This is a genomic window from Nesterenkonia sedimenti, from assembly GCF_012641515.1.
GTDB lineage: Bacteria > Actinomycetota > Actinomycetes > Actinomycetales > Micrococcaceae > Nesterenkonia > Nesterenkonia sedimenti.
Window position 1 is genome coordinate 86,375 of sequence record NZ_JABAHY010000004.1, and the last position, 23,252, is coordinate 109,626.

The 23,252-nt window shown below is 63.5% G+C and carries 23 protein-coding genes; 13 read left to right on the top strand and 10 right to left on the bottom strand.

Annotated elements, in window-relative coordinates; genetic code table 11:
- Positions 1 to 96: 96 nt before the first annotated feature.
- A complete protein-coding gene (locus HGQ17_RS15005; RefSeq protein ID WP_211090472.1) occupies positions 97 to 510 on the bottom strand; it encodes a hypothetical protein in 414 nt (137 codons plus the stop codon).
- 387 nt (positions 511 to 897) lie between these two features.
- Here HGQ17_RS15005 and HGQ17_RS06005 point away from each other — a divergent pair, with 387 nt between their 5' ends.
- Positions 898 to 1,275 carry a transposase gene (locus HGQ17_RS06005; RefSeq protein WP_229503361.1) on the top strand — a complete coding sequence of 126 codons (378 nt, stop codon included), beginning with the start codon at positions 898 to 900 and terminating at the stop codon, positions 1,273 to 1,275.
- A 17-nt stretch (positions 1,276 to 1,292) separates the two neighbouring features.
- On the opposite strand, the gene HGQ17_RS06010 is transcribed toward HGQ17_RS06005, so the two are convergent.
- From HGQ17_RS06010 to HGQ17_RS06020, 3 genes are all read right to left on the bottom strand, one after another.
- Positions 1,293 to 1,553 carry a transposase gene (locus tag HGQ17_RS06010; protein WP_168886994.1) on the bottom strand — a complete coding sequence of 87 codons (261 nt, stop codon included), beginning with the start codon at positions 1,551 to 1,553 and terminating at the stop codon, positions 1,293 to 1,295.
- A gap of 119 nt (positions 1,554 to 1,672) precedes the next feature.
- Positions 1,673 to 2,365: an RraA family protein gene (locus HGQ17_RS06015; protein WP_168887063.1), complete on the bottom strand. Its 693-nt coding sequence runs from the start codon at positions 2,363 to 2,365 to the stop codon at positions 1,673 to 1,675.
- 43 nt (positions 2,366 to 2,408) lie between these two features.
- Positions 2,409 to 3,089: a GntR family transcriptional regulator gene (locus HGQ17_RS06020; RefSeq protein ID WP_168887171.1), complete on the bottom strand. Its 681-nt coding sequence runs from the start codon at positions 3,087 to 3,089 to the stop codon at positions 2,409 to 2,411.
- Positions 3,090 to 3,214: 125 nt separating this feature from the next.
- Here HGQ17_RS06020 and HGQ17_RS06025 point away from each other — a divergent pair, with 125 nt between their 5' ends.
- Complete coding sequence (locus HGQ17_RS06025) at positions 3,215 to 4,957, top strand: IlvD/Edd family dehydratase (RefSeq protein ID WP_168887064.1); 1,743 nt, start codon at positions 3,215 to 3,217, stop codon at positions 4,955 to 4,957.
- A gap of 120 nt (positions 4,958 to 5,077) precedes the next feature.
- On the top strand, positions 5,078 to 5,458 hold the full coding sequence (locus HGQ17_RS06030; RefSeq protein ID WP_211090473.1) for a GntT/GntP/DsdX family permease: 381 nt from the start codon (positions 5,078 to 5,080) through the stop codon (positions 5,456 to 5,458).
- Here HGQ17_RS06030 and HGQ17_RS06035 read toward each other — a convergent pair.
- Positions 5,433 to 6,086 carry a FadR/GntR family transcriptional regulator gene (locus HGQ17_RS06035; RefSeq protein WP_168887066.1) on the bottom strand — a complete coding sequence of 218 codons (654 nt, stop codon included), beginning with the start codon at positions 6,084 to 6,086 and terminating at the stop codon, positions 5,433 to 5,435. The two genes, HGQ17_RS06030 and HGQ17_RS06035, sit on opposite strands and share 26 nt — an antisense overlap.
- A gap of 131 nt (positions 6,087 to 6,217) precedes the next feature.
- Between HGQ17_RS06035 and HGQ17_RS06040 the strand changes: the two genes are divergently transcribed.
- Positions 6,218 to 6,757, top strand: coding sequence for a thiamine pyrophosphate-binding protein (locus HGQ17_RS06040; RefSeq protein ID WP_168887067.1), 540 nt, complete (start codon positions 6,218 to 6,220; stop codon positions 6,755 to 6,757).
- Positions 6,758 to 6,760: 3 nt separating this feature from the next.
- Positions 6,761 to 7,348: a thiamine pyrophosphate-dependent enzyme gene (locus tag HGQ17_RS06045; protein ID WP_168887068.1), complete on the top strand. Its 588-nt coding sequence runs from the start codon at positions 6,761 to 6,763 to the stop codon at positions 7,346 to 7,348.
- Positions 7,349 to 7,423: 75 nt separating this feature from the next.
- On the opposite strand, the gene HGQ17_RS06050 is transcribed toward HGQ17_RS06045, so the two are convergent.
- Genes HGQ17_RS06050 through HGQ17_RS06060 form a run of 3 tightly spaced genes read right to left on the bottom strand, consistent with a single transcriptional unit; the run spans position 7,424 to position 10,981 of the window.
- The gene (locus HGQ17_RS06050) at positions 7,424 to 9,508 is read right to left on the bottom strand and encodes a TRAP transporter permease (RefSeq protein WP_211090474.1); all 2,085 of its coding nucleotides are present in this window, start codon (positions 9,506 to 9,508) and stop codon (positions 7,424 to 7,426) included.
- Positions 9,505 to 9,990, bottom strand: coding sequence for a DUF1850 domain-containing protein (locus HGQ17_RS06055; protein ID WP_168887069.1), 486 nt, complete (start codon positions 9,988 to 9,990; stop codon positions 9,505 to 9,507). Before HGQ17_RS06055 ends, HGQ17_RS06050 begins: the two co-directional genes overlap by 4 nt.
- 16 nt (positions 9,991 to 10,006) lie before the next feature.
- Positions 10,007 to 10,981, bottom strand: coding sequence for a TAXI family TRAP transporter solute-binding subunit (locus HGQ17_RS06060; RefSeq protein ID WP_168887070.1), 975 nt, complete (start codon positions 10,979 to 10,981; stop codon positions 10,007 to 10,009).
- A gap of 402 nt (positions 10,982 to 11,383) precedes the next feature.
- On the opposite strand from HGQ17_RS06060, the gene lhgO reads away from it, so the two are divergent.
- Both lhgO and HGQ17_RS06070 read left to right on the top strand, forming a co-directional pair.
- The gene (lhgO, locus tag HGQ17_RS06065; protein ID WP_168887071.1) at positions 11,384 to 12,616 is read left to right on the top strand and encodes an L-2-hydroxyglutarate oxidase; all 1,233 of its coding nucleotides are present in this window, start codon (positions 11,384 to 11,386) and stop codon (positions 12,614 to 12,616) included.
- The gene (locus tag HGQ17_RS06070; protein ID WP_168887072.1) at positions 12,613 to 13,392 is read left to right on the top strand and encodes a GntR family transcriptional regulator; all 780 of its coding nucleotides are present in this window, start codon (positions 12,613 to 12,615) and stop codon (positions 13,390 to 13,392) included. The genes lhgO and HGQ17_RS06070 overlap by 4 nt, the downstream gene beginning before the upstream one ends.
- On the opposite strand, the gene HGQ17_RS06075 is transcribed toward HGQ17_RS06070, so the two are convergent.
- On the bottom strand, positions 13,380 to 14,513 hold the full coding sequence (locus HGQ17_RS06075) for an Mrp/NBP35 family ATP-binding protein (RefSeq protein ID WP_168887073.1): 1,134 nt from the start codon (positions 14,511 to 14,513) through the stop codon (positions 13,380 to 13,382). The genes HGQ17_RS06070 and HGQ17_RS06075 overlap by 13 nt on opposite strands.
- 65 nt (positions 14,514 to 14,578) lie before the next feature.
- Here HGQ17_RS06075 and HGQ17_RS06080 point away from each other — a divergent pair, with 65 nt between their 5' ends.
- Entirely contained in the window at positions 14,579 to 15,349 is a 771-nt protein-coding gene (locus tag HGQ17_RS06080) for a general stress protein (protein WP_168887074.1), read from the top strand.
- A 17-nt stretch (positions 15,350 to 15,366) separates the two neighbouring features.
- Positions 15,367 to 16,818, top strand: a complete 1,452-nt coding sequence (locus HGQ17_RS06085) for an APC family permease (RefSeq protein ID WP_168887075.1) — start codon at positions 15,367 to 15,369, stop codon at positions 16,816 to 16,818.
- Between the two features lie 13 nt (positions 16,819 to 16,831).
- Here HGQ17_RS06085 and HGQ17_RS06090 read toward each other — a convergent pair whose 3' ends face one another.
- Entirely contained in the window at positions 16,832 to 18,010 is a 1,179-nt protein-coding gene (locus HGQ17_RS06090; RefSeq protein WP_168887076.1) for a CaiB/BaiF CoA transferase family protein, read from the bottom strand.
- 62 nt (positions 18,011 to 18,072) lie between these two features.
- On the opposite strand from HGQ17_RS06090, the gene HGQ17_RS06095 reads away from it, so the two are divergent.
- The 4 genes from HGQ17_RS06095 to HGQ17_RS06110 all read left to right on the top strand — a co-directional run bounded on the left by HGQ17_RS06095 (position 18,073) and on the right by HGQ17_RS06110 (position 23,252).
- Positions 18,073 to 18,984, top strand: a complete 912-nt coding sequence (locus tag HGQ17_RS06095) for a LysR family transcriptional regulator (protein ID WP_168887077.1) — start codon at positions 18,073 to 18,075, stop codon at positions 18,982 to 18,984.
- A 149-nt stretch (positions 18,985 to 19,133) separates the two neighbouring features.
- Positions 19,134 to 20,327 (top strand): acyl-CoA dehydrogenase family protein, encoded by a 1,194-nt coding sequence (locus HGQ17_RS06100; protein WP_168887078.1) that lies wholly within the window; start codon positions 19,134 to 19,136, stop codon positions 20,325 to 20,327.
- 49 nt (positions 20,328 to 20,376) lie between these two features.
- Positions 20,377 to 21,696 (top strand): 4-aminobutyrate--2-oxoglutarate transaminase, encoded by a 1,320-nt coding sequence (gabT, locus tag HGQ17_RS06105; protein WP_168887079.1) that lies wholly within the window; start codon positions 20,377 to 20,379, stop codon positions 21,694 to 21,696.
- Between the two features lie 2 nt (positions 21,697 to 21,698).
- Positions 21,699 to 23,252, top strand: a complete 1,554-nt coding sequence (locus HGQ17_RS06110; RefSeq protein WP_168887080.1) for an acetolactate synthase large subunit — start codon at positions 21,699 to 21,701, stop codon at positions 23,250 to 23,252.

Sequence of the window (23,252 nt, forward strand, 5' to 3'; positions counted from 1 at the left end):
GCCCGCACCATCTGGCAGTACTGATACGACTCGTCGTTGTCGAGGACTGCTCCATCCATCGCGCTCACGCCAGCACGGCAGATCGTCCTCCAGCTATCACACGCCTGCTGCGACAGACGAGAAACGGTGTCCTTTCACCACCGCAAGGTTCAAAAGCGCCTCGTGGCGCTCAATATCAGTCAGCCACACGGTGTTGATCTCCTTGATGCCGCTGAACTGCCGGCCCACCAGATCATCATGGACCGGAGGACCTGGGCGGGTGCCCCTACCCTTCTTGCGGCGGCTGATCACCGAGAACACCCCCTGGGCGTTACACAGCCGCCAAGCAGTCCTAGCGGCCATCGGATAGCCAGCATCGTGGGCCTCATCGGTCAGGTAGCGGTAGCCGAACTCGGGGTCATCGCGGTGAGCATCGCTCAGAGCGTTGAGTCGATGGGCCTGGTCCCATTCCTGGTCCCTCACGGGGTTGGCCAGCCATCGGTAGTAGGGCTGGCGGGCGATCTTCAGCACCCGGCACCTCACCGCCACAGGAACACCGTCTTCGGCGAGATCACCTACGAGCGGGTAGGTCTGTAATGGGTATTGGCCAGCCTGTGGCCGGCTGAGATGCTGAGTTCAGTCTCAGTGCGTGACCCCGGGTATTTCCGACCCTCATGAGGCGTTCAAGGGGTGTCTTGAAAATGACGTGTCCGCACTGGGCTGGGCTCGGCTTCTGCGCACAGATGCCTTGATTAGAAGCCTGTCCGACCCCCGAGGAAACAGTGGTTGTGACTCATTACAGATATGGACTCTGAGCGACCCCACCAGCCGGGCTGACCTTATCCGCTCTATGTCCTTGGAGGATGATTATGGTTTCCGTCGTTGAAGCTTTCGACTACGTCGTCGGTGTCGACACCCATGCACGGACCCACACCTACTGTCTCATCCAGACTCGCACCGGCGCGGTCATCGATCACCGCAGCGATTCTCATCACCGCTTACTCCCACCACGGGCGGATCCGTTCAGAAGCTGCCTTCCCAGCACTTGGAGGCATCGCACCACTACCGGCCTCATCAGCAAACACCACCAGGCACCGACTCTCACGATCCGGTGATCGACAGCTCAACCGCGCTATTGATGTCATCACCGGCACCCGGATGAGCTGCGACCCCACCACACGAGATTACGTGCTCAGAAGACAAAGCGAAGGGCTGAGCAAACGTGAAATCCGACGATGCCTGAAACGCTACATCTGCCGGTCCCTCTATCGAGAGCTGAAGACTCGCATGGCTTGACAGAGGGCATAGAAGCGTCATTTTGACCGGATCTGAGCTTGGCCGAAGTAGGCAGCAGCCCGCCGCATCACCTCCAGCTCCTGCTCCAGAGCACGATTCCGTCGGCGCAGCGTGCCCAGCTCATCCTTCTCATCGGTGCTCAGACCTGGCTTACGGTCGTTAGGGTTCCCAGCATCCAGTTCGGATTGGCGGACCCATTTACGGATGGTCCCCTCATGCAGACCGAAATCAGCGGCGACCTCGGCCAAGGTGGTGTTCTCAACCCCGGTTCTGGGCAACGCCGACCACATCGTCGCGGAACTCTTTGGGGTAGGGCTTAGGCATGATGACAATCCTTCCAGGCTCGGGGTAACCGAGCCCGATCAGTTGTCACCTGTTCCTGCATCAGCCCCGTGGCCTACAGCGATAGTGTGGGGGTGTCCCACTCCTGCATCTTCTTATCCATCCAGGGGCGGATGAAGACACCGTCCTGGCCGATGCGGTCAATGACGGAATGCTCCATCTCCTGAACCGCCTGCACGGCCTCGGCCGCAGCTTCGACATCATCACGTGGCACGACGACGACGCCGTCGGGATCTCCCACCAACACATCGCCGGGATTGACCACCATGCCACCGGCGGCCACGGGCACATTGATCTCACCCGGGCCGTTCTTATAGGGCCCATTGGGGGAGGAACCCCGGGCATAGACCGGGAAGGGGCACTCCTCCTGGATGTAGTCCAGGTCCCGGATCAGACCATCGATGACCACACCGCCGACCTTGCGCGGCACCAGGTAACGCAGCATCAGTTCACCCAGCAGTGCCCGGTCTGCCCCGGCTCCGCCCTTGACCACCAGAATGTCACCGGGGGAGACCATATCCATGGCGACATGGATGAACAGATTGTCCCCATCGGGAACCCGCACGGTCACCGCTGGGCCGCACAGAGGGTGGGAATTCAGCGCGCGGATACCGGTGTCCATGGCGAAGAGCCGATTCATCGCATCATCGAGGTTCGCCGCAGGAGCCTCCGAAAGCTTCTGGAGGAGCTCCTGGCTGGGTCGCGGGATATCCACCTGGTAAATGCGGTTTCCGAGGGGGTTGGCCATTCATCACTCCTAAACAGTGGGATCGATCAGGGACGGGGTCAGATCAGGCTCGGCGGGCGGCAGAGCGCAGATAGGTATCACGGGATGGCAGCAGGTGGTCACGGCACAGCGAGGTCAGTGCATAGGTGTTGCCACTCTCCAGGGACTCAATCATCTGGTGATGCTCCCTGCGGCTTCGCTCCAGCGACTCCGGGGAGGTGAAGGCGATTGAGCGCATGGCATGCGACATCCCCGCATACCGGTTGACCGCCTCCACCAAAACGCGGTTCGGGCACAGGTCAAAGAGCGTACGGTGAAACGCCGTATTGGCAGCCAAGACCTGCGGGAGATCCATGGCAGCCACGGCGTCGTCGTGGTTCTGCTGAACACTGCGCAGTTGGGCCAATGCTGAAGTGCTCACCGGCAGCTCAATACTCTGTGCGCATTCACCCTCCAGCAGGATCCGCAGATCATAGAGATCCCGGACCTCCTTCTCGGTGTAACTACGCACAAAAGCTCCGGCATTGGGGCGGCGATCGACCAGCCCCTGCTTCTCCAAAAGCGTCAGAGCCTGCCGCACCGCGTAGCGCTTAGCGCCGAACTTCTCGATGAGCTGGTCCTCCACCAGGCGCTCACCGGGAAACCTGCCCCCGGTGATGATCTCGTCCTCCAACGCAGCTGCAACCCCCGGGCCATCGAGCGTTCGGCTCGTTGCTGAGGCGGTGGAGTGATTGCGCGCAGCCATACCCTCAACACTAATCGGATCAGCGGTGCGGGCCAGGGCGGACAGGGCCGCATGAACCATGTTGTCCAGGTCACGAAAAGCGCCTATGATCCTTGCCACTAGGATTATCAATAATAAGGTGGATAATGACTGAGGCCAGCAACACTGAAGGGCTCCGCTGCAACCTCACCAACTACGGGGACCCCGGTTTCGCCCTGTTCCTGCGGAAAGCATTCATTAAGGGCAGCGGATACACCGACGACGCCCTGGACCGCACAATCGTCGGCATCGTCAACACCGGCAGCGGATTCAACCCCTGCCACGGCAATATGCCCCAGCTCATCGAAGCCGTGAAGCGCGGGGTCATGCTCCAGGGGGCACTGCCGGTTGAGTTCCCGACGATCTCCCTGCATGAATCCTTCTCCTGGCCCACCAGCATGTACCTGCGCAACCTCATGTCGATGGACACCGAGGAGATGATCCGGGCACTGCCGGTGGACGCCGTGGTGCTCATCGGCGGCTGCGATAAGACCGTTCCGGCCCAGCTGATGGGCGCGGCCTCCGCCCGGAAACCCGCCATCCAGCTGGTGACCGGCTCCATGCTCACCGGTTCCCATCGCGGCCGAACCGTCGGGGCCTGCACCGACTGCCGGGCGTTCTGGGGTATGTACCGCGGCGAGGAAATCGATGATCAGGAGATCGACGAGGTCAATTCCCGCCTGGTGGGCAGTGTGGGCACCTGCTCAGTGGCCGGAACCGCCAGCACTATGGCCTGTGTCGCCGAAGTCATGGGCATGTCCCTGCCCGGCAGCGCCACCCCGCCGGCGGTGACCGCGGACCGGATGCGGTTTGCAGAACTGACCGGTCAGCGTGCGGTGGAACTGGCCCGTGAAGGCCTGACCATCGACAAGATCGTCACCCCCGAGGCCCTGGAGAACGCCTTCCGCGTCCTGCTGGCCCTGGGCGGATCCACCAATGGCCTGGTGCACCTGGCCGCCATCGCCGGGCGTCTGGGCTACAGCCTCGACCTGGCCGAATTCGATGAGATGAGCCGGCAGACCCCGGTGCTGATCAACCTCAAACCCGTCGGAGAGCACTACATGGAAGACCTCCACCGGGCCGGGGGAGTACCGCGTCTGCTCCAGGAACTGGACTCCCTGATGAATAAAGAGGTCCTCACGGTCACCGGTCGGACTCTCGGGGAGGAGATGGCCGAAGCCCCAGCCCCCTTCGAGCAGGACGTGATCCGCGAACGCAGTGCCCCTATCTATCCCGCCGGCGGGATCGCCGTGCTCAAGGGCAACCTCGCCCCCAATGGGGCGATCATCAAACAGGTCGCAGCCCACCCTGACCTCATGGAACACCAGGGCCGCGCCGTGGTCTTCGAAGGTCTGGAAGATCTCTCGAACCGGATCGATGACGAGGACCTCGACGTCACCGCAGATGATGTGCTCATCCTGCGTAACATCGGCCCCCTGGGCGCCCCCGGTATGCCCGAAGCCGGCTACATCCCCATCCCCAAGAAGCTCGCCCGCCAAGGTGTCAAAGACATGGTCCGCATCTCCGATGGGCGTATGTCCGGCACAGCCTCCGGCACCATCATTCTGCATGTCTCACCGGAATCAGTCGCCGGTGGGCCACTGGGCCTGGTGCAGAACGGAGACCAAGTCTGGCTCAGCGTGCAGGAACGCAGCATCGAACTGCTCGTGCCGGAGGAGGAACTCCAATCCCGGACCGAGGCCAGCGCGGGAAAGAACCAGGTGGAGATCCCCAAACGGGGCTACCACAAGCTCTTCATCGAAAACGTCACTCAGGCAGAAGAGGGCGTGGACTTCAGCTTCCTGCAGTCCGAAACATTACGTGGATCTGTTCCGCAACGGCGCGGATGAGACTCTGAAAGGGCACCCACCAGTGGACGAGACAACATGGATCATTACGGCAGCTGTGCTCTCCGTAGTGGTGCTGCTTCTGATCATCATCAAATTCAAATTCCAGGCCTCGCCGAAGGAATGAAAGACATCGGTATGCCCGTGGTGATCTTCGGGTTCCTGGCCTCCTCGGTGATCCGAATCTCCCAGGGATCAGGCACCGTCGCCATGGTCACCGGTGCGACTCTGACCGCCCCCATCCTGGAGACCATGGATGCCAGCCCCTCGCTGGCGGCCCTGACGGTTATCGCCGTGGCCTGCGGCGGAACAGCCTGGTCCCGTGTCAATGACTCCGGCTTCTGGATGGCAAACCGCTACCTGGGCATGTCGGTGGCCGACACCCTGAAGGTCTGGACCACTATGAAGACCCTGGTGGGGCTGACCGGGCTGGGGGTTGTGTTGATCCTGGTGCCGATCGTCGTTGGAGGCAGGGTGCTCAGCCCTGTTGCAGGATGCTGCTGAGATAGTCCCGGGTGTGCTCGATATGGGCGGCCATCCGTTCGGCGGCCAGCGACGGGTCTGCATCGCGAATAGCGGCCAGGATTCCTCGGTGCTTCTCGGCATCGTCCTGCGGTGAGGGCGGGATCCCCAGCAGATCCATGGGGCTGAAGACCTCACCGCGGACCTGGCGCACCGCCTTCAGCAGACGGGGACTACGGGCAGCGGCGGCCACCGCCTCATGGAACCGTGAATCATGCTGGCGGAACTCCGGGTGGGTGGTGGCCGTCTGCAACTGCTGGATCGAGGCTTCCATCTGCTTGAGATCCTCCGGGGTGTGCCGCAGGGCCGCGAAATGTGCCGCCGCCATCTCCACTGCCACCCGGTAGTCGAACATCTCATCAATGGCCGAGTCGTCCTGACGCATCCGCTCCCGCCAGGCCTCAGCCGGGATCTGCATTCCGGTCACAAACGTCCCTCCGCGTGGGCCCCTGCGGACCTCCACATACCCCTGGTTCTGAAGGTCACGGATCGCCTCCCGCAGGGTCATCCGGGAGACGGTCAGCTCCTCGGCAAGCTCACGCTCGGCAGGGAACCGATCGCCGGGCAGGATCTCCCCGGCATGGATCATCGACCGAAGGTGTTGGGCCACATCCGCAGATAGGCGCGAGGGTGAACTCTCAGAGACCATGCCCCTTACCTTAGCCCTATTTTCAGACCTATGGACCATGGTATGGTCCTTATACCAATAGTGGGTTCTGTTTAGGAAAGTGAGGTATCGCTGTGGCGAGTGCCTATGCCCGCTCAGTCGCGGAAGCGATCTGGGCCTCCGACGTCACCCGCGTCGGATACATCCCCTCGGTCACCGTAGCGCCGGTGATCAATGAACTTGTAGAGATCGACGGCGGCGACGACGGTGTCTCCACCCGCGTCACCCCACTCTCCCGTGAAGAGGAAGCAGTCGGGGTGATGAGCTCAGTAGCCCTCAACGGGGGACTGGGCGCGATCGTGATGCAGGACAACGGCTTCGGCAATGCGCTGACCGCCCTGACCACCTGGACCCTGTCCTACCACCTGCCGCTGCTGATCTTCGCCAACACCCGAGGCAGCCTGGGGGAGTACAACTCCATGATCCACAGCATCAGCACCCCGGTGCCCCGCCTGCTGGAGGCCACCGGGATCCACTACCTGGAACTGGACCGGCGCAGCGATGCCGAGGACTGGGGTGATGTGGTCAAAGAGGCAGCCAACCACGCCCAGATGACCTTCCGCCCCGTCGTCGTACTGGGATCCTTCTGGAACACCGATGGGAAGGTGGCCTGAGCAATGAAGCGTTTTGAAGCTCTCCGCATCCTCGCCGAGCTGACCGATGAGCACCCCGTGGTGGTCACCTGCGCAGCCACCAGCCGTGAGCTGGCCTCGGTCAAAGACACCGATAACCACCTCTACCTCCTGGACTCCATGGGCCTGGTGGGATCGGTGGCAACCGGGCTGGCCCTGGACCTGCCTGAGGGCACGCCTAAGGTCATCGGGATCGAAGGTGACGGCTCCCTGCTGATGAACCCCAATGTGCTGCCCACCGGCGGATACATCAAACCCGATACCCTGCTGATCGTGCTGGACAACGAGGTCTACGGCTCCACCGCCGGACTGCCGACCTACTCCTCCGAGGTCAACCTCGAGAAGCTGGCCGCTGCAGCAGGTTGGGAGGCCGGCCGGGCCGAGGACGCCGAAACACTGACCAGCCAGTACAAGCGACTGCTGGAGGTCACCGATAAACCGGCCTTCCTGCATGTGCCCATTGAGGCCGGCAATGCAGCCGATATCCCCAAGCTGCTCATTGACCCGGTCAGCATCACCCACCGGTTCACCCGGTGGCTGAAGACCGCAGGGGAGCGGGCGAACCTCCCGTAGGCCACAGATACGAAAAAGCCCGGCTGGCCGGAGTCCCGAAAGACTCCACCAGCCGGGCTTTTTCTGTGCGCGGGCTCAGATGGCCTTGATGCGCAGATTGTTGTTCTGCTTGGCCTTGATCATCTGCACAGCCAGCACCAGGGCGACCATGGCAAGACCGATGAGATCGAAGAGAAGCTCCGGGGAGAGCATCATAATCGCACCCACGGCGATGACCGGGCGCAGGTACCAGGCCATCGGCTCCATGAAGTGACCCTCCAGAGCGGTGGAGAGCAGCAGGATCGCCACAACAGCCGAACCGACCACCAGGACACCGTCGAGGAACCCAACATCACGCAGCAGCAGATCCGGGCTGTAGACGAAGATATAGGGAATCACGAAGCCGGCCGAGGCGAGCTTGAACGCCGCACCACCGGTGGCCATGGGCTTACCGCCACTGATACCGGAGGCTGCGAAGGCTGCAAGCGCCACCGGGGGAGTGATGTTGGCGAAGAGGCCGAAGTAGAACACGAAGAGGTGGGCAACCAGCGGCTCAACACCCAGCTCAGTCAGAGCCGGAGCAGCCATCGTCGCCGTCACGATATAGGCCGGGATGGAGGGCAGGCCCATACCCAACACCAGGCAGGCGATCATGGTCAGGAACAGGGTCCAGAAGAGGTTGCCCTGGGACACGGTGACGATGGCAGAAGCCAGGGTCACACCGAAGCCGGAGAGGCTGACCACACCGACGATGATGCCGACTGTCGCACAGGCAACGGCCACACCCAGAGCAGAACGAGTACCGTTCTCCAGAGCCTCGAGGATCTCCCGCAGACTCATCCGGGAGGACTTCCGCAGCATTGCCACAGCGATGGTGACCAGGATGGTCAGGAACGCGGAGTAGAGGATCGTGCGCCCGGAGAAGAAGAGCATGTAGAGCAGGAACAGCAGCGGGATCATCATATGACCGCGTTCCTTCAGGACATCCATGACATCGGGCAGATTGTCCTTAGAGATGCCCTTCAGTCCCATCCGGGTCGCCCGAAGGTGAATCTGGGCGATGAGGCTGATGTAGTACAGCAGCGCCGGAACAATCGCCGCCAGGGCGATGGTCGTATAGGGAACACCGATGGTCTCAGCCATGATGAAGGCAGCAGCACCCATAATCGGCGGCAGGATCTGACCACCGACCGATGCAGAGGATTCCACTGCACCCGAGAAGTTGCGGGTGTAGCCGATCTTCTTCATCAGCGGGATGGTGAAAGCACCGGTAGAGACTACATTGGCAATGGCCGAACCGTTGATCGAGCCCATGAAGCCGGAGGCCAGGGTGGCCACCTTGGCGGGGCCACCGCGGGACTGGCCGGCGATGGCCAGAGCGAGATCATTGAACATCTGGCTCATCCCCGACTTCGCCAGGAAGGCCCCGAAGAGGATGAACAGGAAAATATAGGTGGCTGAGACGCCGATGGCGGTGCCGAAAATGCCCTCTGTGGTGGCCAAGAACTGGTAGGCCTGAGTCTCCCAGTCGAACCCGCGGTGGCGCAGAAGTCCCGGCATATCCCGGCCGTAGAGACCGAAGACCACGAACAGCAGCGCCAGGATCGGCAGGGCCCAACCGGTGACACGGCGGGCTGCCTCCAGGACCAGGACCACCAGCAGGGTGGCGACGATGACGTCGTTATCAGTGAACCGGCCGGCCTGTATGACCAGCTGCTCGTAGTTGGCCCAGACGTAGTAGGCCGGGACCAGGGCCAGCAGGGCCAAAATTCCATCCGGAATTCGCCATAGGTTCGACTTCGCCTTACGCACCGGCGGGTAGAGCATGAAGACCAGGAACAGAATGAGGCTGACGTGCAGAGACCGGTGGATCAGGGTCGGTGGCGCACCGAAGTAGGCGGTGTACATGTGGTAGACCGCGGTAAAGATGGCCACAACGCTGATCAGGATCGCCAGGGGCTTCCAATGGGTCTCGCGTACCCGGGATTCGGCATCGAATTTCGATGCCGCCTCGGCGGCTTCCTTCTCCCGTGCGCGGCGTTCCTCATCGGACTCCGGGATCATCTCTAAGGGTGCGGACTGGCCATCGGCCTGCTCAGTCTCAGCATCTGTGGCGGTGCCGGCCGCGCGTTTCTCCAACGAGGTCTCAACATCCTCGGAGATCTTCTTATCCCTGGTCATTTGGGCCTCAGTTCTAGGGGTTCAAGGTCTGGCAGTGCATCAGTGTCGATGAGACTCTCGTCGCCATCGACGCCGATTCGGTAGTCCACCCGGTGTGAATGGATCCACCGAATCGCCTCGAATTCTCGATCAATGTTTTCGATGACGACCTGGCCGTCTTGGACGGAGACATCTCCTTCGTCCAGGGGCATGCCGGCGCCATAGGCTTCGAACTCGGTGCTGGTCAGCATCAGGGTCTCTCCGTCGAAACGGTAGATGTCCGTCCAGCGGGACAGCTCAATGGAGTGTATCCAAGAATGTGTGATCACCGAGCCGATTTCGATATTCAGTTCTCTGTAGACCTCCCCGGTGCGCTGATGCTGGCAGCGGAGCTTATATCTGTCCGAACAGCCAGTCAGGCTCAGGGAGGCCAGCGCCGCAGCGGCAGCCGCCGAACCCGTAAGGGTCAGCAGCTGCCGCCGTGACAGTGAATCAGGGGTCAACTAGGTAACCCGGTGGTTATGCGTCCTCGTCCGCGTCGTCTTCATCAGCCTCAGCGTCCTCGGCATCAGCATCGGCATCCTCGTCATCGGAGTCGCCCGGCTCACCGCCGTCGAGAGGAATGTCGTTCTCCTCGTAGTACTGCTCAGCACCGGGGTGCAGCGGCACGACCAGGCCCTCGGTAGCGGACTCCAGGGTGATGTTGGTGGCCTCGGAGTGCGAGGCGTGGATCCGGTCGAGGTTGTCGAAGAGAGCAGCGGTGATGTCGTAGACCGCTTCCTCGCTCAGCTCCTGGCTGACCAGCAGGTGGTTGGTCACGCTGACGGACTCCACATCGGCGTCGTCGTCGTAGGTGTCGGCCGGGATAGTGGCCTCGGCGAAGAACTCGTACTCAGACAGGAGGTTGTCCCGACCCTCACCGTCGATCGGAACAGTGTGGAAGTCAGTATTAGTTGCCAGCTCGGTCAGCGAGGGATTGGGCAGACCGGAGGTGGCGAAGAGAGCATCAATGTGACCATTGGCCATCTGATCGGTGGCCTCAGCGTAGGAGAGGAAGTCCTCATTGATGTCGTCGTAGCTCATGTCATAGGCGCCCAGTACCATCTGAGCATTGAGCTCAACACCGGAGCCCAGGTCACCGACGGCGACATTGGCACCCTCGAGGTCCTCAACGGACTCAATGCCGGAATCAGCCCGGGCGATCAGCTGCACGGTATTGGGGTACATGGTCATAATCGCCATCAGCCCCTCACGCTCGTCATCCTCGAAGGGGCCGGTGCCCTCGAGAGCCTGCACGGTGGCATCACCCATGGTCATGGCCAGTTCGGCGTTGTCATCGGTGAGCAGGTTGATGTTCTCAGCGGAGGCGCCGGTGGCCTGAACGGAGGTGTCGGAGCCCAGCTCGTCAGCGAGCAGGTCCGCCATGGTGGCACCGATCTGGTAGTACACGCCGGAGGAGCCGCCGGTGGCGATGGTCAGGAATTCGGCATCCATATCGCCGACCTCTTCGGCACCCTCAGCGCCGTTGCTGCCAGGGCCGCCCCGGCGGGTGTGAAACGTCCACGCTTAACAAACATGGTGCTCCTCATTTCTTTGCTTTGATTCTCGATGGGGGTGCGAGTTGTGGTCTCGCTCATGGTCAGGCTCTAGTGTATGAGGCCCCGATCACATGAGCGGAATCACGCTACCACCTGCGCGAAGTGTTGCGAACCTGTTACCTGATGAGGGATTTTGCTCCGCTCCTCCGCGTCAAAAGTGTCGCCTGTCACGTGATCTGCACTACATCGTACAGAGTTGCATGCAACCTGCAAAGCCCAGTAGGTTGATCGGCGAAGAATAAACACTGTGCGCCAGGCCACATGAGATGGGCCTGAGGGGACTTCAAAGGAGAGGCGTATGACTCAGATGCGTGTGGCAGTAATCGGTGGCGGAATCGTCGGACTCTCCGTGGCCAGGGAGCTGCTCCAGCGCCGGCCCGGTGCTGAAGTGGTCGTCTACGAGAAAGAGGACGAGGTCGCCGCCCATCAGACCGGCCGCAACAGTGGTGTCGTCCACGCCGGCCTCTACTACGAGCCCGGTGGGCTCAAGGCCACCCTCTGCCGCCGCGGTGTGGGACTGCTGCATGAGTTCGCTCAGGACAAGGGCGTCACCTATGACGAATGCGGCAAGATTGTGGTCGCCAAGGATCAGCTCGAGCGCGAACGCCTGCAGAACATCTTTGAGCGCGCAGTGGCCAATGGAGTCCCCGATGTGCGCCTGATCGGTCCCGATGAGATCACCGAGATCGAACCCCATGCAGTGGGTGTGGCTGCCCTGCATTCACCCCATACCGCCATCGTGGATTTCAAGGGCATTGCCAAGGCCTTGGCAGAGGATGTCACCGCGGGTGATGGTCACCTGCGCCTGGGCACTGAGGTGACCTCCATCGAGGAGGCCCGCACCGGAGCCGGCCGGGAGGCGGTCATCATCCGCTCCCGCAGTGCTGCCGGCGGTTCACCTGAGCAGATCGACATCTTCGACCAGGTCATCACCTGCGCGGGCCTGCAGTCCGACCGGCTGGCCCGGACCTCCGGGGACAGTGCCTTCCCCAAGATCGTTCCCTTCTACGGGGACTACTTCATGCTCTCCCCAGAGAAAGCCGCCCAGGTGCGCGGACTGATCTACCCCGTGCCCGATCCCCGGTTCCCCTTCCTGGGAGTCCACATCACCCGCCGCTACGACGGCGAGGTCATGCTCGGTCCCAACGCCTTCCTCTCCCTGGGCCGTGAGCTCTACCGCCGTGCCGGGCTGAGCCCCAAGGACGTCTTCGACGTCGTGCGCACCCCCGGGTTCTGGAAGTTCGCGGCGAAGAACGTGCCAGCAGCAGTTCGCGAAACCCGCACTGCCCTGAGCAAGAAGGTCTTCGTCGATGAGGCCAATCAGTACATGCCCGGAATCGACCCCTCCGAGGTCACCCGCGGGCCCCGCGGTGTGCGCGCCCAGGCAATGTATGCCGATGGCAGCCTGGTCGATGACTTCGTCATCACCGGCAGCTCCCGCCTTGTCCATGTGCGCAATGCGCCTTCCCCGGCGGCCACCAGCGCCCTGGCCATCGCCGAACACATCGTCTCCGAGGCGCTCTCGCGATGACCCGTCCGCCCACCCTGACTGAGCAGGTGCTGGCCCAGCTGCGGGCCGCGGTGCTCAGCGGTGAACTGGAACCCGGCCGCCGCTACAGTGCCACCGGCCTGGCCGAACGCTTCGGGGTCTCCCGGACCCCGGTGCGCGAGGCCCTGCTGGAGCTGGAACGCAGCGGAATGGCCCGGATCGATAAGAACCGCGGGGTCACCGTGGTGCCCAGCTCCTTGGAGGAGATTGTCAACTGCTACCAGCTGCGCCTGGTGCTGGAGGCCCCAGCGGCAGCCCGAGCGGCAGCCAATGCTGACGAAGACGCGGTCGCCGAGGTCGAGGCGAAATTCCAGGCCATGCAGGAGGCCGCTGATGCCGAGGACATCGAAACTCTGCTGCGGGCCGATAGGGACTTCCATTCGGCCCTGGTGGCCGTTGCGGAGAACCAGCGCCTGGTCAAAGTCCTTGAGGATCTCCGCAATCTGGTGCTGACCACCGGTATCGCCACCGTGCCGGCCTCAAGAACCTGCCAGGAACTGGTGGAGGACCACCGGGATATTCTCGAGGCCGTCCAATCCGGGGACCCCCAGGCAGCCGCGGCAGCGATGCGCCGGCATGTGCACAACACTGCAGTGCTGCTGATTCGGCGCGAGGCAGCCGAGCGTCAGCGCAGTGGGGACCCAGCTGCACATCAGTTCCCCGGTGCCCAGGAGTTGGAGGCCAAACTGCTCTCCTTCGAGCTGACCTCCTTCACCACCGCAACTGGTGCAGCAGAGACTGAGCCTCAGCCCGGGTGAATCGGCAGAGACCGACCGCTGATCCCACGCGGAATCTGAGCCAGCCGCTGAGCGATCCCACGCAAAGCCTGCCCGGCAGGGGAGGGGGAGTCGCTCAGAACGATCGGGGCGCCGTCGTCGCCGGCTTGGCGCAATCCCGGATCCAGAGGAACCGAACCCAGCAGCGGCACCTGGGTCTGCAGAGACTCAGAGAGCCGGTCTGCCACCAGCTGACCACCGCCTGAGCCGAAGAGGTCCAGTACTGAACCATCGGGCATCGTCATCGGGCCCATATTCTCGATCACCCCGGCGACCTTCTGCTCGGTCTGGGTGCTCAGTGCCCCGGCCCGCTCGGCGACATCGGCCGCCGCGGCCTGGGGAGTGGTGACCACCAGCAGCTCGGAGCCGGGCAGCAGCTGGGCCACCGAGATGGCGATATCACCGGTGCCCGGGGGCAGATCCAGCAGCAGCACATCGAGATCCCCGAAATGCACATCGGTGAGGAACTGCTCCACAGCCCGGTGCAGCATCGGCCCACGCCAGGCCACCGCCTGTCCGGGGTCGACGAACATCCCGATCGAGATGGTCTTGACCTCATGGGCCACCGGCGGCAGGATCATCTCGTCCAAACGGGTCGGCTTATCGGTGATCCCCATCAGCCCCGGTACGGAGAACCCGTGCACATCAGCGTCGATAATCCCGACCTTCAGGCCCTCAGCGGCCATTGCGCAGGCCAGATTCACCGTCACACTGGATTTGCCGACCCCACCCTTACCGGAGGCCACCGCATAGACCTTGGTGAGTGAATCCGGGTTGGCGAAGGGGTTGATCTTCGCCCCGGCCGGGCCTCCGCGCAGCTGCTCCTTCAGCTCGGCCCGCTCCTCGGGGCTCATCACATCCAACTGCACTTCAGCAGTGCGGATCCCGGGGGCGCGGACCGCGGCGGCAGTGACCTCATCGACGATCCGGCTGCGCATGGGGCAGGCCTCAGTGGTCAGCTTGATGGTCACCGAGGCGGTGCCCTCGGCGTCAACATTCACTCCGCCGACCATTCCGAGGTCAGTCACCGGCACCCGCAGCTCCGGGTCCAGGACAGTCTGAAGCTGGCGGTGTACGGCAGCGGCGTCAGGGGTATCAGTCACCTCCCCAGTTTAGGTCCGAAGTCCAACTGGGTCGCTGAGCCGTCCTACCTGGCAGAATGGTGACGATGACCATGCAGCTGAACACTTCAGGACTACCCCGGGGCGAACTTCTGGGGCGATACCGCAGCTATGAGGATGCTCAGAAAGTGGTCGATCACCTCGCGGCCGCCGAGGACTTCGACATCAAAGCGCTCAGCATCGTCGGCAATGACCTGCGCAGTGTCGAACACATCCGCTCCCGGCTCTCCTATCCCAAGGTCGCCGGGGCCGGCGCCGCCCAGGGCGCGATGTTCGGCTTCTTCATCGGTCTGCTGATCTGGCTCTTCGCCCCCGAGGCGCCGATGGCCAATCTGCTGCTGTCAGTGGCCGCGGGTATGGCCATCTGGATGATCATTGGGGTCATCAGCTACGCGGTGCGCCGCGGCAAGCGGGACTTCTCCTCCTCATCCCAGTTGGTGGCCACCACCTTCGACGTCGTCTGCGATTTCAAAGTCGCAGCCAGGGCCCGGGCCCTGGTCCCCGGGGCAGGGGTGAGCAGCCTCAACGCGGCCAATGACCCCACCGGTAAGTCCACCCAGCTGCAGGCAGAAGAGTCGACGACGACGTCGAAGAAACCCTCCACCGCACCCACCGGGTATGAAACCCTGCCCGATGGGCGTCCCCGGTACGGGGTGAAACTGGATCAGTCCCAGACGGTAGAATCCAGCCCTGAAGAAACAGCCCCAGAAACAACTGTGGCCGAGCCTGAATCCACTGAAGAAGAACTCGCACCTTCACAGGATGAGCTGGCCGCGGAACACAGCGACTCCGATGAGTCACAGAACAACGAGAAATAAGGATTGGTGACCTGGTCATGACAGAGGGAACAGAGACCAGATTCAAACGGACGCTGGGCCGGTTCGAGGTGTTCTTCCTCGGCTTCGGCGCGATGATCGGCTTCGGCTGGATCGTCCAGACCAGCAACTGGCTCAACGAGGCCGGAGCCATGGGCGCAGCCCTGGCCTTCGCCATCGGCGGTGTGATCATGGCCCTGGTGGGTCTGCTCTACTCTGAGCTGACCTCGGCAATGCCCTGGGCCGGCGGTGAGCATAACTACCTCATGCGCGGACTCGGCCCACGGCTGGCCCTGATCGGCTCCTGGGGCATCCTCGGCGGCTATGTCACCGTGGTCGCCTTCGAGGCGGTGGCCATCCCCAACACCATCGGCTACATCATCCCCCAGGTTTACTCCGTGCCGCTGTGGGAGGTGGCCGGATCCCAGGTCTACCTCGTCTGGGCGCTTATCGGCATCGGCGCCGCCATCGCCCTGACCTGGCTGAACATCCGCGGCATCAAACCCGCCAGCCTCCTGCAGACCTCGGTGGTGCTGTTCCTGTTCGTGATGATCCTGGTGATGATCGTCGCCTCCATCTTCGGCGGCGAGCCCGGCCATATGGAACCGATGTTCACCGGCGGCTCGGCCGGAATCGTCGCCGTGCTGGTGGTCGTACCCTTCTTCTTCGTCGGCTTCGACGTGATCCCGCAGTCGGCCGAGGAGGTCAAACTCCCGCCGAAGAAGATCGGCCGACTGGTGGTCATCTCCGTACTGGCCGCAGCGGCCTTCTACATCGCCATCGTGCTGACCACTTCAGTGGCCCTGCCGGCCAGCGAACTGGTGGACTTCGAACTGGCCACCGCTGATGCCTTCGGTGCCCTGGTCGGCTCCGAATTCGGCAGCAATTTCGTCGTCGCCGGTGCTATCGCCGGTCTGGTCACCTCCTGGAACGCCTTCCTGGTCGGCTCCTCCCGCCTGATGTGGGCCATGGCCAATGCCGGAATGCTGCCGGCCTGGTTTGCCAAGCTGCACCATAAGAACAAAACCCCGGTCAACGCCCTGCTGTTCGTCGGCGGGCTCTCGGTCATCGCCCCGTTCTTCGGCTCGGCCATGCTGGACTGGCTGGTCGACTCCGGCTCGCCCTCGATCGTGCTGACCTACATCATGGTCTGCATCACCTTCCTGGTGCTGCGCAAACGCGAACCCGAGATGGACCGGCCCATGCGGGTCGGTGGTGCTGGCAACGGCCCCGGCTTCGCCATCGGTGTGCTGGCCCTGGCATGCAGTATCGGCATGTTCATCCTCTACATGCCCGGTATGCCGGCCTTCCTGGCACCGGAGCCCTGGATCATGTTCGGTGCCTGGTGGCTGCTGGGCATCTTCTTCCTGCTGCGGCTGCCCGGCGGCATCGCAGCCGGGCCCAATGCCGAGCATGACCTGCAGAAGAAGCTGGCCACTATGGGCCGCGGCCCACTGGCCGGCAAGGAGTAAAGTCCCGGGTCGCTCAGACCTGCAGCCAGCGCAGGATCTGTTCCCGGTTCTCATCCAACCGGGGCGGGGCCGAGCGGTAGGAAACCTCGGAGCGTGACCACTTCACCGGATGCGCAACCGAGGCAGCCGAGGTCCCGTCCTCGCGGGTGAGCTCCACGGTGGGCTCCATACCCAGCTGCCGGGCGAAGTCCAGACCACCGACGACGTCGTTGATCGGTGCCGAGGGCACCCCGACCTCACGCAGGGCGGCTGACCAGTGCTCCGAGCTCTGCTGGCCCAGCTTTTCCTCCAAGAGATCACGCAGCGGATCGCGGTGCTCATTGCGTCCGGCCATGGTTTGCCAGCGGCTGTCCTCGGCCGCCTCGGGGCAGCCCAGTGCCGTGCACAGCCGAGCGAACTGGCCGTTGTTCCCGCAGGCGATGATGATCTCACCATCGGCAGTGCGGAAGGGACCATAGGGGAAGAGGCTGGGATGCTCATTGCCCATCCGGCGCGGGGAGTTCCCGGTATTGGCAGCCGCGGAGGTCTGGTTCACCAGTCCCGAGAGCATCGAGAGCATGAGGTTGGCGGTCAGATGCTGACCTTTCCCGGAGCTGGCGCGCTCATAGAGGGCAGCAAGCACCGCACCGTAGAGATGCAGCCCGGAGATGACATCCACCACGGCCACACCCGCCTTAGTGGGCTCACCATCCGGGCTGCCGGTGACATGCATCAGCCCGGAGGCGCCCTGGGCCAGGACGTCATAGCCGGGCAGCTTCGCCCCGGGGCCCTCATGGCCGAAGCCGGACAGTGAGGCGTAGATCAGCCCCGGGTACTTCTCTGACAGTGTGGGGTAGTCCAGGCCGAACCGGGCCAGACCGCCTGGTTTGAAGTTCTCCACCAGCACGTCAGCTCGCACCAGCAGAGCCTCGAGGGTCTCACGGTCCTGCTCATCGCCGAGATCCAGGGCGATGGACTGCTTATTGCGGTTCACGCTCTGGAAATAGGTGGACTCCCCATCGCGCTCCGGCGGCCGCCAGGTGCGGGTCTCATCACCCTGAGGTGATTCCACTTTGATCACCGTGGCCCCCAGATCAGAAAGCAGCATCGTGGCATAAGGCCCGGCAAGGACTCGGGAGAGATCCAGAACGACGACGCCGGCCAGGGGGCCGGAGAGTCCCTGCTCGGAACCGGTGGGCGGTGTAGTGGTCATAGATTCACTGTCCTTCTTATCCGTTGACGCTCAAGGCGGTGTGCTTCGCTTACGATGTGGCTATGGAGATCCAGCAGGCCCGGTGTTTTGTGGCAGTGGCTGAGGAGCGGCACTTCGGCCGAGCGGCCGAACGGCTGCGGATGACCCAATCGGCGCTGAGCCGCTCGGTGGCCCAGCTGGAACGTTCGCTGAGCAGCCGGCTGGTCGAACGCACCACACGATGGGTCTCGCTGACTGCGGCGGGGGAGGCGCTGCTGCCCCATGCCCAGGAGATCGTCACTCTGGTGGACCGCTCGGCTGAGATCGTCGAAGAGGCCACTAAGGGACGCACCGGCCGGGTGCGGTTGGGTTTCGCCAGCCCCTCGACCAATCATGTGGTGGGACCCATGGCCCGGCAGATCCGCGACCGGCTGCCCGGTCTGCGTCTGGAACTGGTCTCCTCGATGCTTTCGCATATCGGACTGGACCGGGTCCTGGCCGGTGAGCTGGATATGGCTCTGGGGCGTTGGGATCTGCTGCCGGCCGATGTCGCCTCCACGGTGATCGCCCAGGAACGGCTGATGATCGCTTTGCCGGTGGGGCATCCCTTGGCCCGCCGTTCGGCAGTCTCGATCAAGGACCTTGAGAGGGACAGCTGGGTAGTGCTGCCCAGTGGACCGGCCGCAGCCCTGCCGCAGCGGCTGCACTCCTTGGCTGCTCAGGTCGGTTTCGTTCCGAAGATCACCCAGATTGCCCCGGACTCGGCCACCTCCCTGGTGCTGGTGGCCGCCGGCTATGGGGTCGCACTGACCCAGTCGACGGTCCGGGACCATATTCACGCCAAAGGTGTGGAGTTCAGGCCGATCGCAGAGCAGCCGCCGCCGCTGAAGGTGAAGCTGATTTGGCGCCGTGATGATGAAAGCCCCGCTCTGCATGAAGTGATTGATGTCTCGAAGCACCTTCATCCGGTGCATTCCTCTGAGGAACCAAGGTAGCCTGTTTGAAGAAATCTTTGCGGTCTATGGCGGATAAGATGCAGATGCGATGAGCGTTGTGCATCAATCGTGTTGATCGGCAAAGCCGTCAGAGACACTTTGATACAACTCAAAGGACCTAAGTTCTCGTATCCGCCGAAGGAGTCGCCGTGCCAGACCGCCCTGCCACAGATCTGCTGAACATCGAAGACCAGCTCACCGCCGAGGAGCTGCAGGTAAGGGATAAGGTCGCAGACTTCGTCGACCGTAGGGTCCGGCCCAATATCGCCAAATGGTACGAGGACGCCGTCCTGCCCACCGAGCTGCTGCCCGAGATGGCCGAACTGGGTCTCTTTGGCATGCACCTGCAGGGCTACGGCTGCGCCGGCCGCTCCGCCACCGAATACGGTCTGGCCATGCAGGAGATGGAAGCCGGCGACTCCGGACTGCGCACCGTGATCTCTGTGCAGGGATCCCTGGCCATGTCGGCCATCTATAAGAACGGCTCCGAGGAGCAGAAGCAGAAATGGCTGCCGAAGATGGCCGCCGGTGAAGTCATCGGCTGCTTCGGCCTGACCGAACCCACTGCCGGATCTGACCCCTCCTCGATGACCACCACCGCACGCCGCGAGGGTGATGAGTGGGTGCTCAACGGTCAGAAGCGCTGGATCGGCCTGGCCGCCATCGCCGATATCGCCATCATCTGGGCCAAAGCCCCCACCGAGGACAAAGACGGCAACACCACCGAGAAGGTCCGCGGCTTCATCGTCCCCACTGACACTCCCGGCTTCAAAGCCACAGTCATCGACGCGAAGCTCTCCATGCGTGCCTCCCAGCAGTGCGATATCGATATGGAAGAGGTCCGGCTGCCCGCCGATGCCATCCTGCCGGAGAACCCCGGTCTGCGTGGACCCTTCTCCTGCCTCTCCGAGGCCCGCTACGGCATCGCCTGGGGTGCGATGGGTGCTGCTCGGGACTCCATCGAGACCATCCTGGAATACTCCGCGGAGCGCCTGCAGTTCGGCAAACCCCTGGCCGGCTACCAGCTGACCCAGAAGAAACTCGCCGATATGGCACTGGAGCTCAATAAGGGCCAGCTGCTGGCCTTGCACCTGGGCCGGCTGAAGGACGCCGGGGAGCTGGAGCCGCATATGATCTCAGTGGGCAAACTCAACAACTGCCGCACCGCCATCGAAATCTGCCGCGAAGCCCGCGCTGTGCTCGGCGGCAACGGCATCACCGGGGACTACTCGCCGCTGCGGCATGCCAATAACCTGGAGTCGGTGCGCACTTATGAGGGCACCGATGAGGTCCACACCCTGATCCTGGGCAATAAGCTCACCGGAATCCCCGCATTCCGGTGAAGCTCGCCCCACGTTGACCACCACGCCTTCGACACCTAAGGAGTCCTCCATGGCAGAGTTGCCGCAATCCCGCCACCTGGCCACCGAAATACCTGGCCCTAAAGCCCAGGAGCTGGCCAAACGCCGCGCCTCCTCAGTGGCCGCCGGCGTCTCCTCCCTGATGGGCACCTACGCCGTGCGCTCCCAGGACGGAATCGTGGAGGATGTTGACGGCAACCGGCTGATCGACCTCGGCTCCGGTATCGCGGTGACCAGCGTGGGCGCCAGTGCCCCGGCCGTGGTCGATGCGGTGCAGACCCAGGTGGCAGAGCTGACCCACACCTGCTTTATGGCCACCCCCTATGAGGGATACATCGCCGTGGCCGAGAAGCTGGCCGAGCTGGCCCCGATCCGCGGCGAGCTGCGCACCGCACTGTTCAACTCCGGTGCCGAGGCAGTGGAGAACGCGGTCAAGATCGCCCGCACCCACACCGGCCGCCAGGCCGTGGCCGCCCTGGATCACGCCTACCACGGCCGCACCACGCTGACCATGGCGCTGACCGCGAAGTCGATGCCCTATAAGCACGGCTTCGGACCCTTCGCCCCCGAGGTCTACCGGATCCCCGGCTCCTACCCCTACCGGGACCAGCTCGACGGCGCGGCAGCAGCAGAGCGCTCCATCACCACCCTGGAGAAGAGCATCGGGGCCGGAAACCTCGCAGCCCTGATCCTGGAACCCATCCAGGGCGAAGGCGGATTCATTGTCCCCGCCGAGGGCTACATCAAGCGGATCGCCGACTGGTGTAAGGAAAACGGAGTGGTCTTCATCGCCGATGAGATCCAGACCGGCTTCGCCCGCACCGGCGCTTGGTTCGCCTGCGAACACGAGGGCGTGGAACCAGACATCATCACCACGGCGAAGGGAATCGCCGGCGGTATGCCGCTCTCCGGTGTCACCGGCCGGGCCGAGATCATGGATTCGGTCCACTCCGGCGGCCTTGGCGGTACCTACGCCGGCAGTCCCGTCTCCTGTGCAGCAGCCCTGGCGGCCATCTCCACTATGGAGAGCCAGGACCTCAGTGACCGGGCCCGCCAGATCGAACAGCAGGTGGTCGCCCAGCTGAAGACAGCCCAGGAGAAGAACCCCCGGATCGGTGAGATCCGCGGCCGCGGCGCCATGCTGGCCATCGAACTGGTCGACCCCGCCACCGGGGCACCGGATGCGCAGCTGACCAACACTGCCGCCGAGGCAGCCCGCAGCGCCGGGGTGATCACCCTGACCTGCGGCACCTACGGAAACGTCATCCGCTTCCTGCCCCCACTGACCATCAGCGATGAACTGCTCAGCGAAGGAATCGGCGTCGTCGTCGACGCTATTGCGGAGGTGTAGGCATGACCACCGGTGCAGAAAGCCTGCTGGCCACTCTCGAGGCCAATGACGTCGATGTCTGCTTCGCCAATCCCGGCACCTCGGAGATGCACTTCGTCTCCGCCCTGGACCGGGCCGACCGGATCCGCGGGGTCCTGGCCCTCTTCGAAGGTGTGGTCACCGGAGCTGCCGACGGCTACGGCCGGATGACCGGCAACCCCGCTGCGACCCTGCTGCATCTGGGCCCCGGACTGGCCAATGGCCTGTCCAATATGCATAACGCGCTGCGCTCGCAGTCACCGATCGTCAACGTCATTGGCGATCACGCCACCTACCACCGGGACCTCGACGCTCCGCTGACCTCGGATATCGAAGGTGCCGCCCGGCCGTTCAGCCACTGGGTGCGTACAACTCCCACGGCCGACTCCCTGGGCCAGGACACCGCTGAGGCAGTCCGAGTCTCCCGGGAGGGCAAGATCGCCTCGCTAATCCTGCCCGCCGACGCCGCCTGGACCGAGGTGGATGCAGCCAACCCCATCGCGGTGAAGGCAGGGGAGCCCGCCCCGGATCCACATGTCCCAGACGGTGCCCTGGAGGCAGCCGCTCGGGTACTGCGTGAAGAGGGCAGCCGGACCGCCATCCTGCTGGGCCCGCGCAGCGCGACCCCCGATGCCCTGGCCGCAGCCGACGCGATTGCCGCGGCCACCGGTTCTCAGGTGCTGCTGAACACCTTCATGTCGGTGATCTCCCGGGGCGCTGGCCGCCATGGTGCCCAGCGCATTCCCTATCCGGTGCCTCAGTCCCAGGAGCTGCTGAGCAAATTCGACAACATCCTGCTGGTCGGGGCCAAGCCCCCGGTGGCCTTCTTCGCCTACCCCGATAAGCCCAGCCGGCTCTACCAGCCCGGCACCCGGTTCATCGACCTCACCGACGGCTTCCAGCGCACTGTGGAGTCCCTGGAATCGCTGCGCTCGGAACTGGGCAACACGGTGGACACCCCCGCACTGGAACTGCAGCTGCCCGGACTGCCCACTGGTGAGATCACCCCCGAGAAGCTCGGTGTCTTCCTGGGCCACAGCCTGCCCGAACATGCTGTGGTGGTCGATGAGTCCATCACCACCGGCCGCAGCTTCGGAGAGGCCACCGACGCCGCCAGGCCCCATGAGTGGTTGACCGGGACCGGCGGCTCCATCGGATACGGTATGGCCGCCTCCGTGGGTGCGGCCATCGCCCGCCCGGACCAGCCGGTGATCACCCTGGAGGCCGACGGCTCCGGGATGTATATGCCCCAGGCCCTGTGGACCCAGGCCCGTGAGGCGCTGAACATCACCACCCTGATCTTCTCCAACCGCAAGTACCAGATCCTGCGCAATGAGATGACCAATGTGGGCGTTCCCAAGTTCGGACCCAAGGCCGAGGCGCTGCTGGATCTGAACAACCCAGGCATCGACTGGGTGCAGCTCTCCGAATCCATGGGGGTTCCCGCCCGCCGGGCAACCACTATCGAGGAGCTGCAGGCCGCGTTCACCGCAGCCCTGGAAGAAGACGGCCCGCATCTGATCGAAGTGATGCTCTAG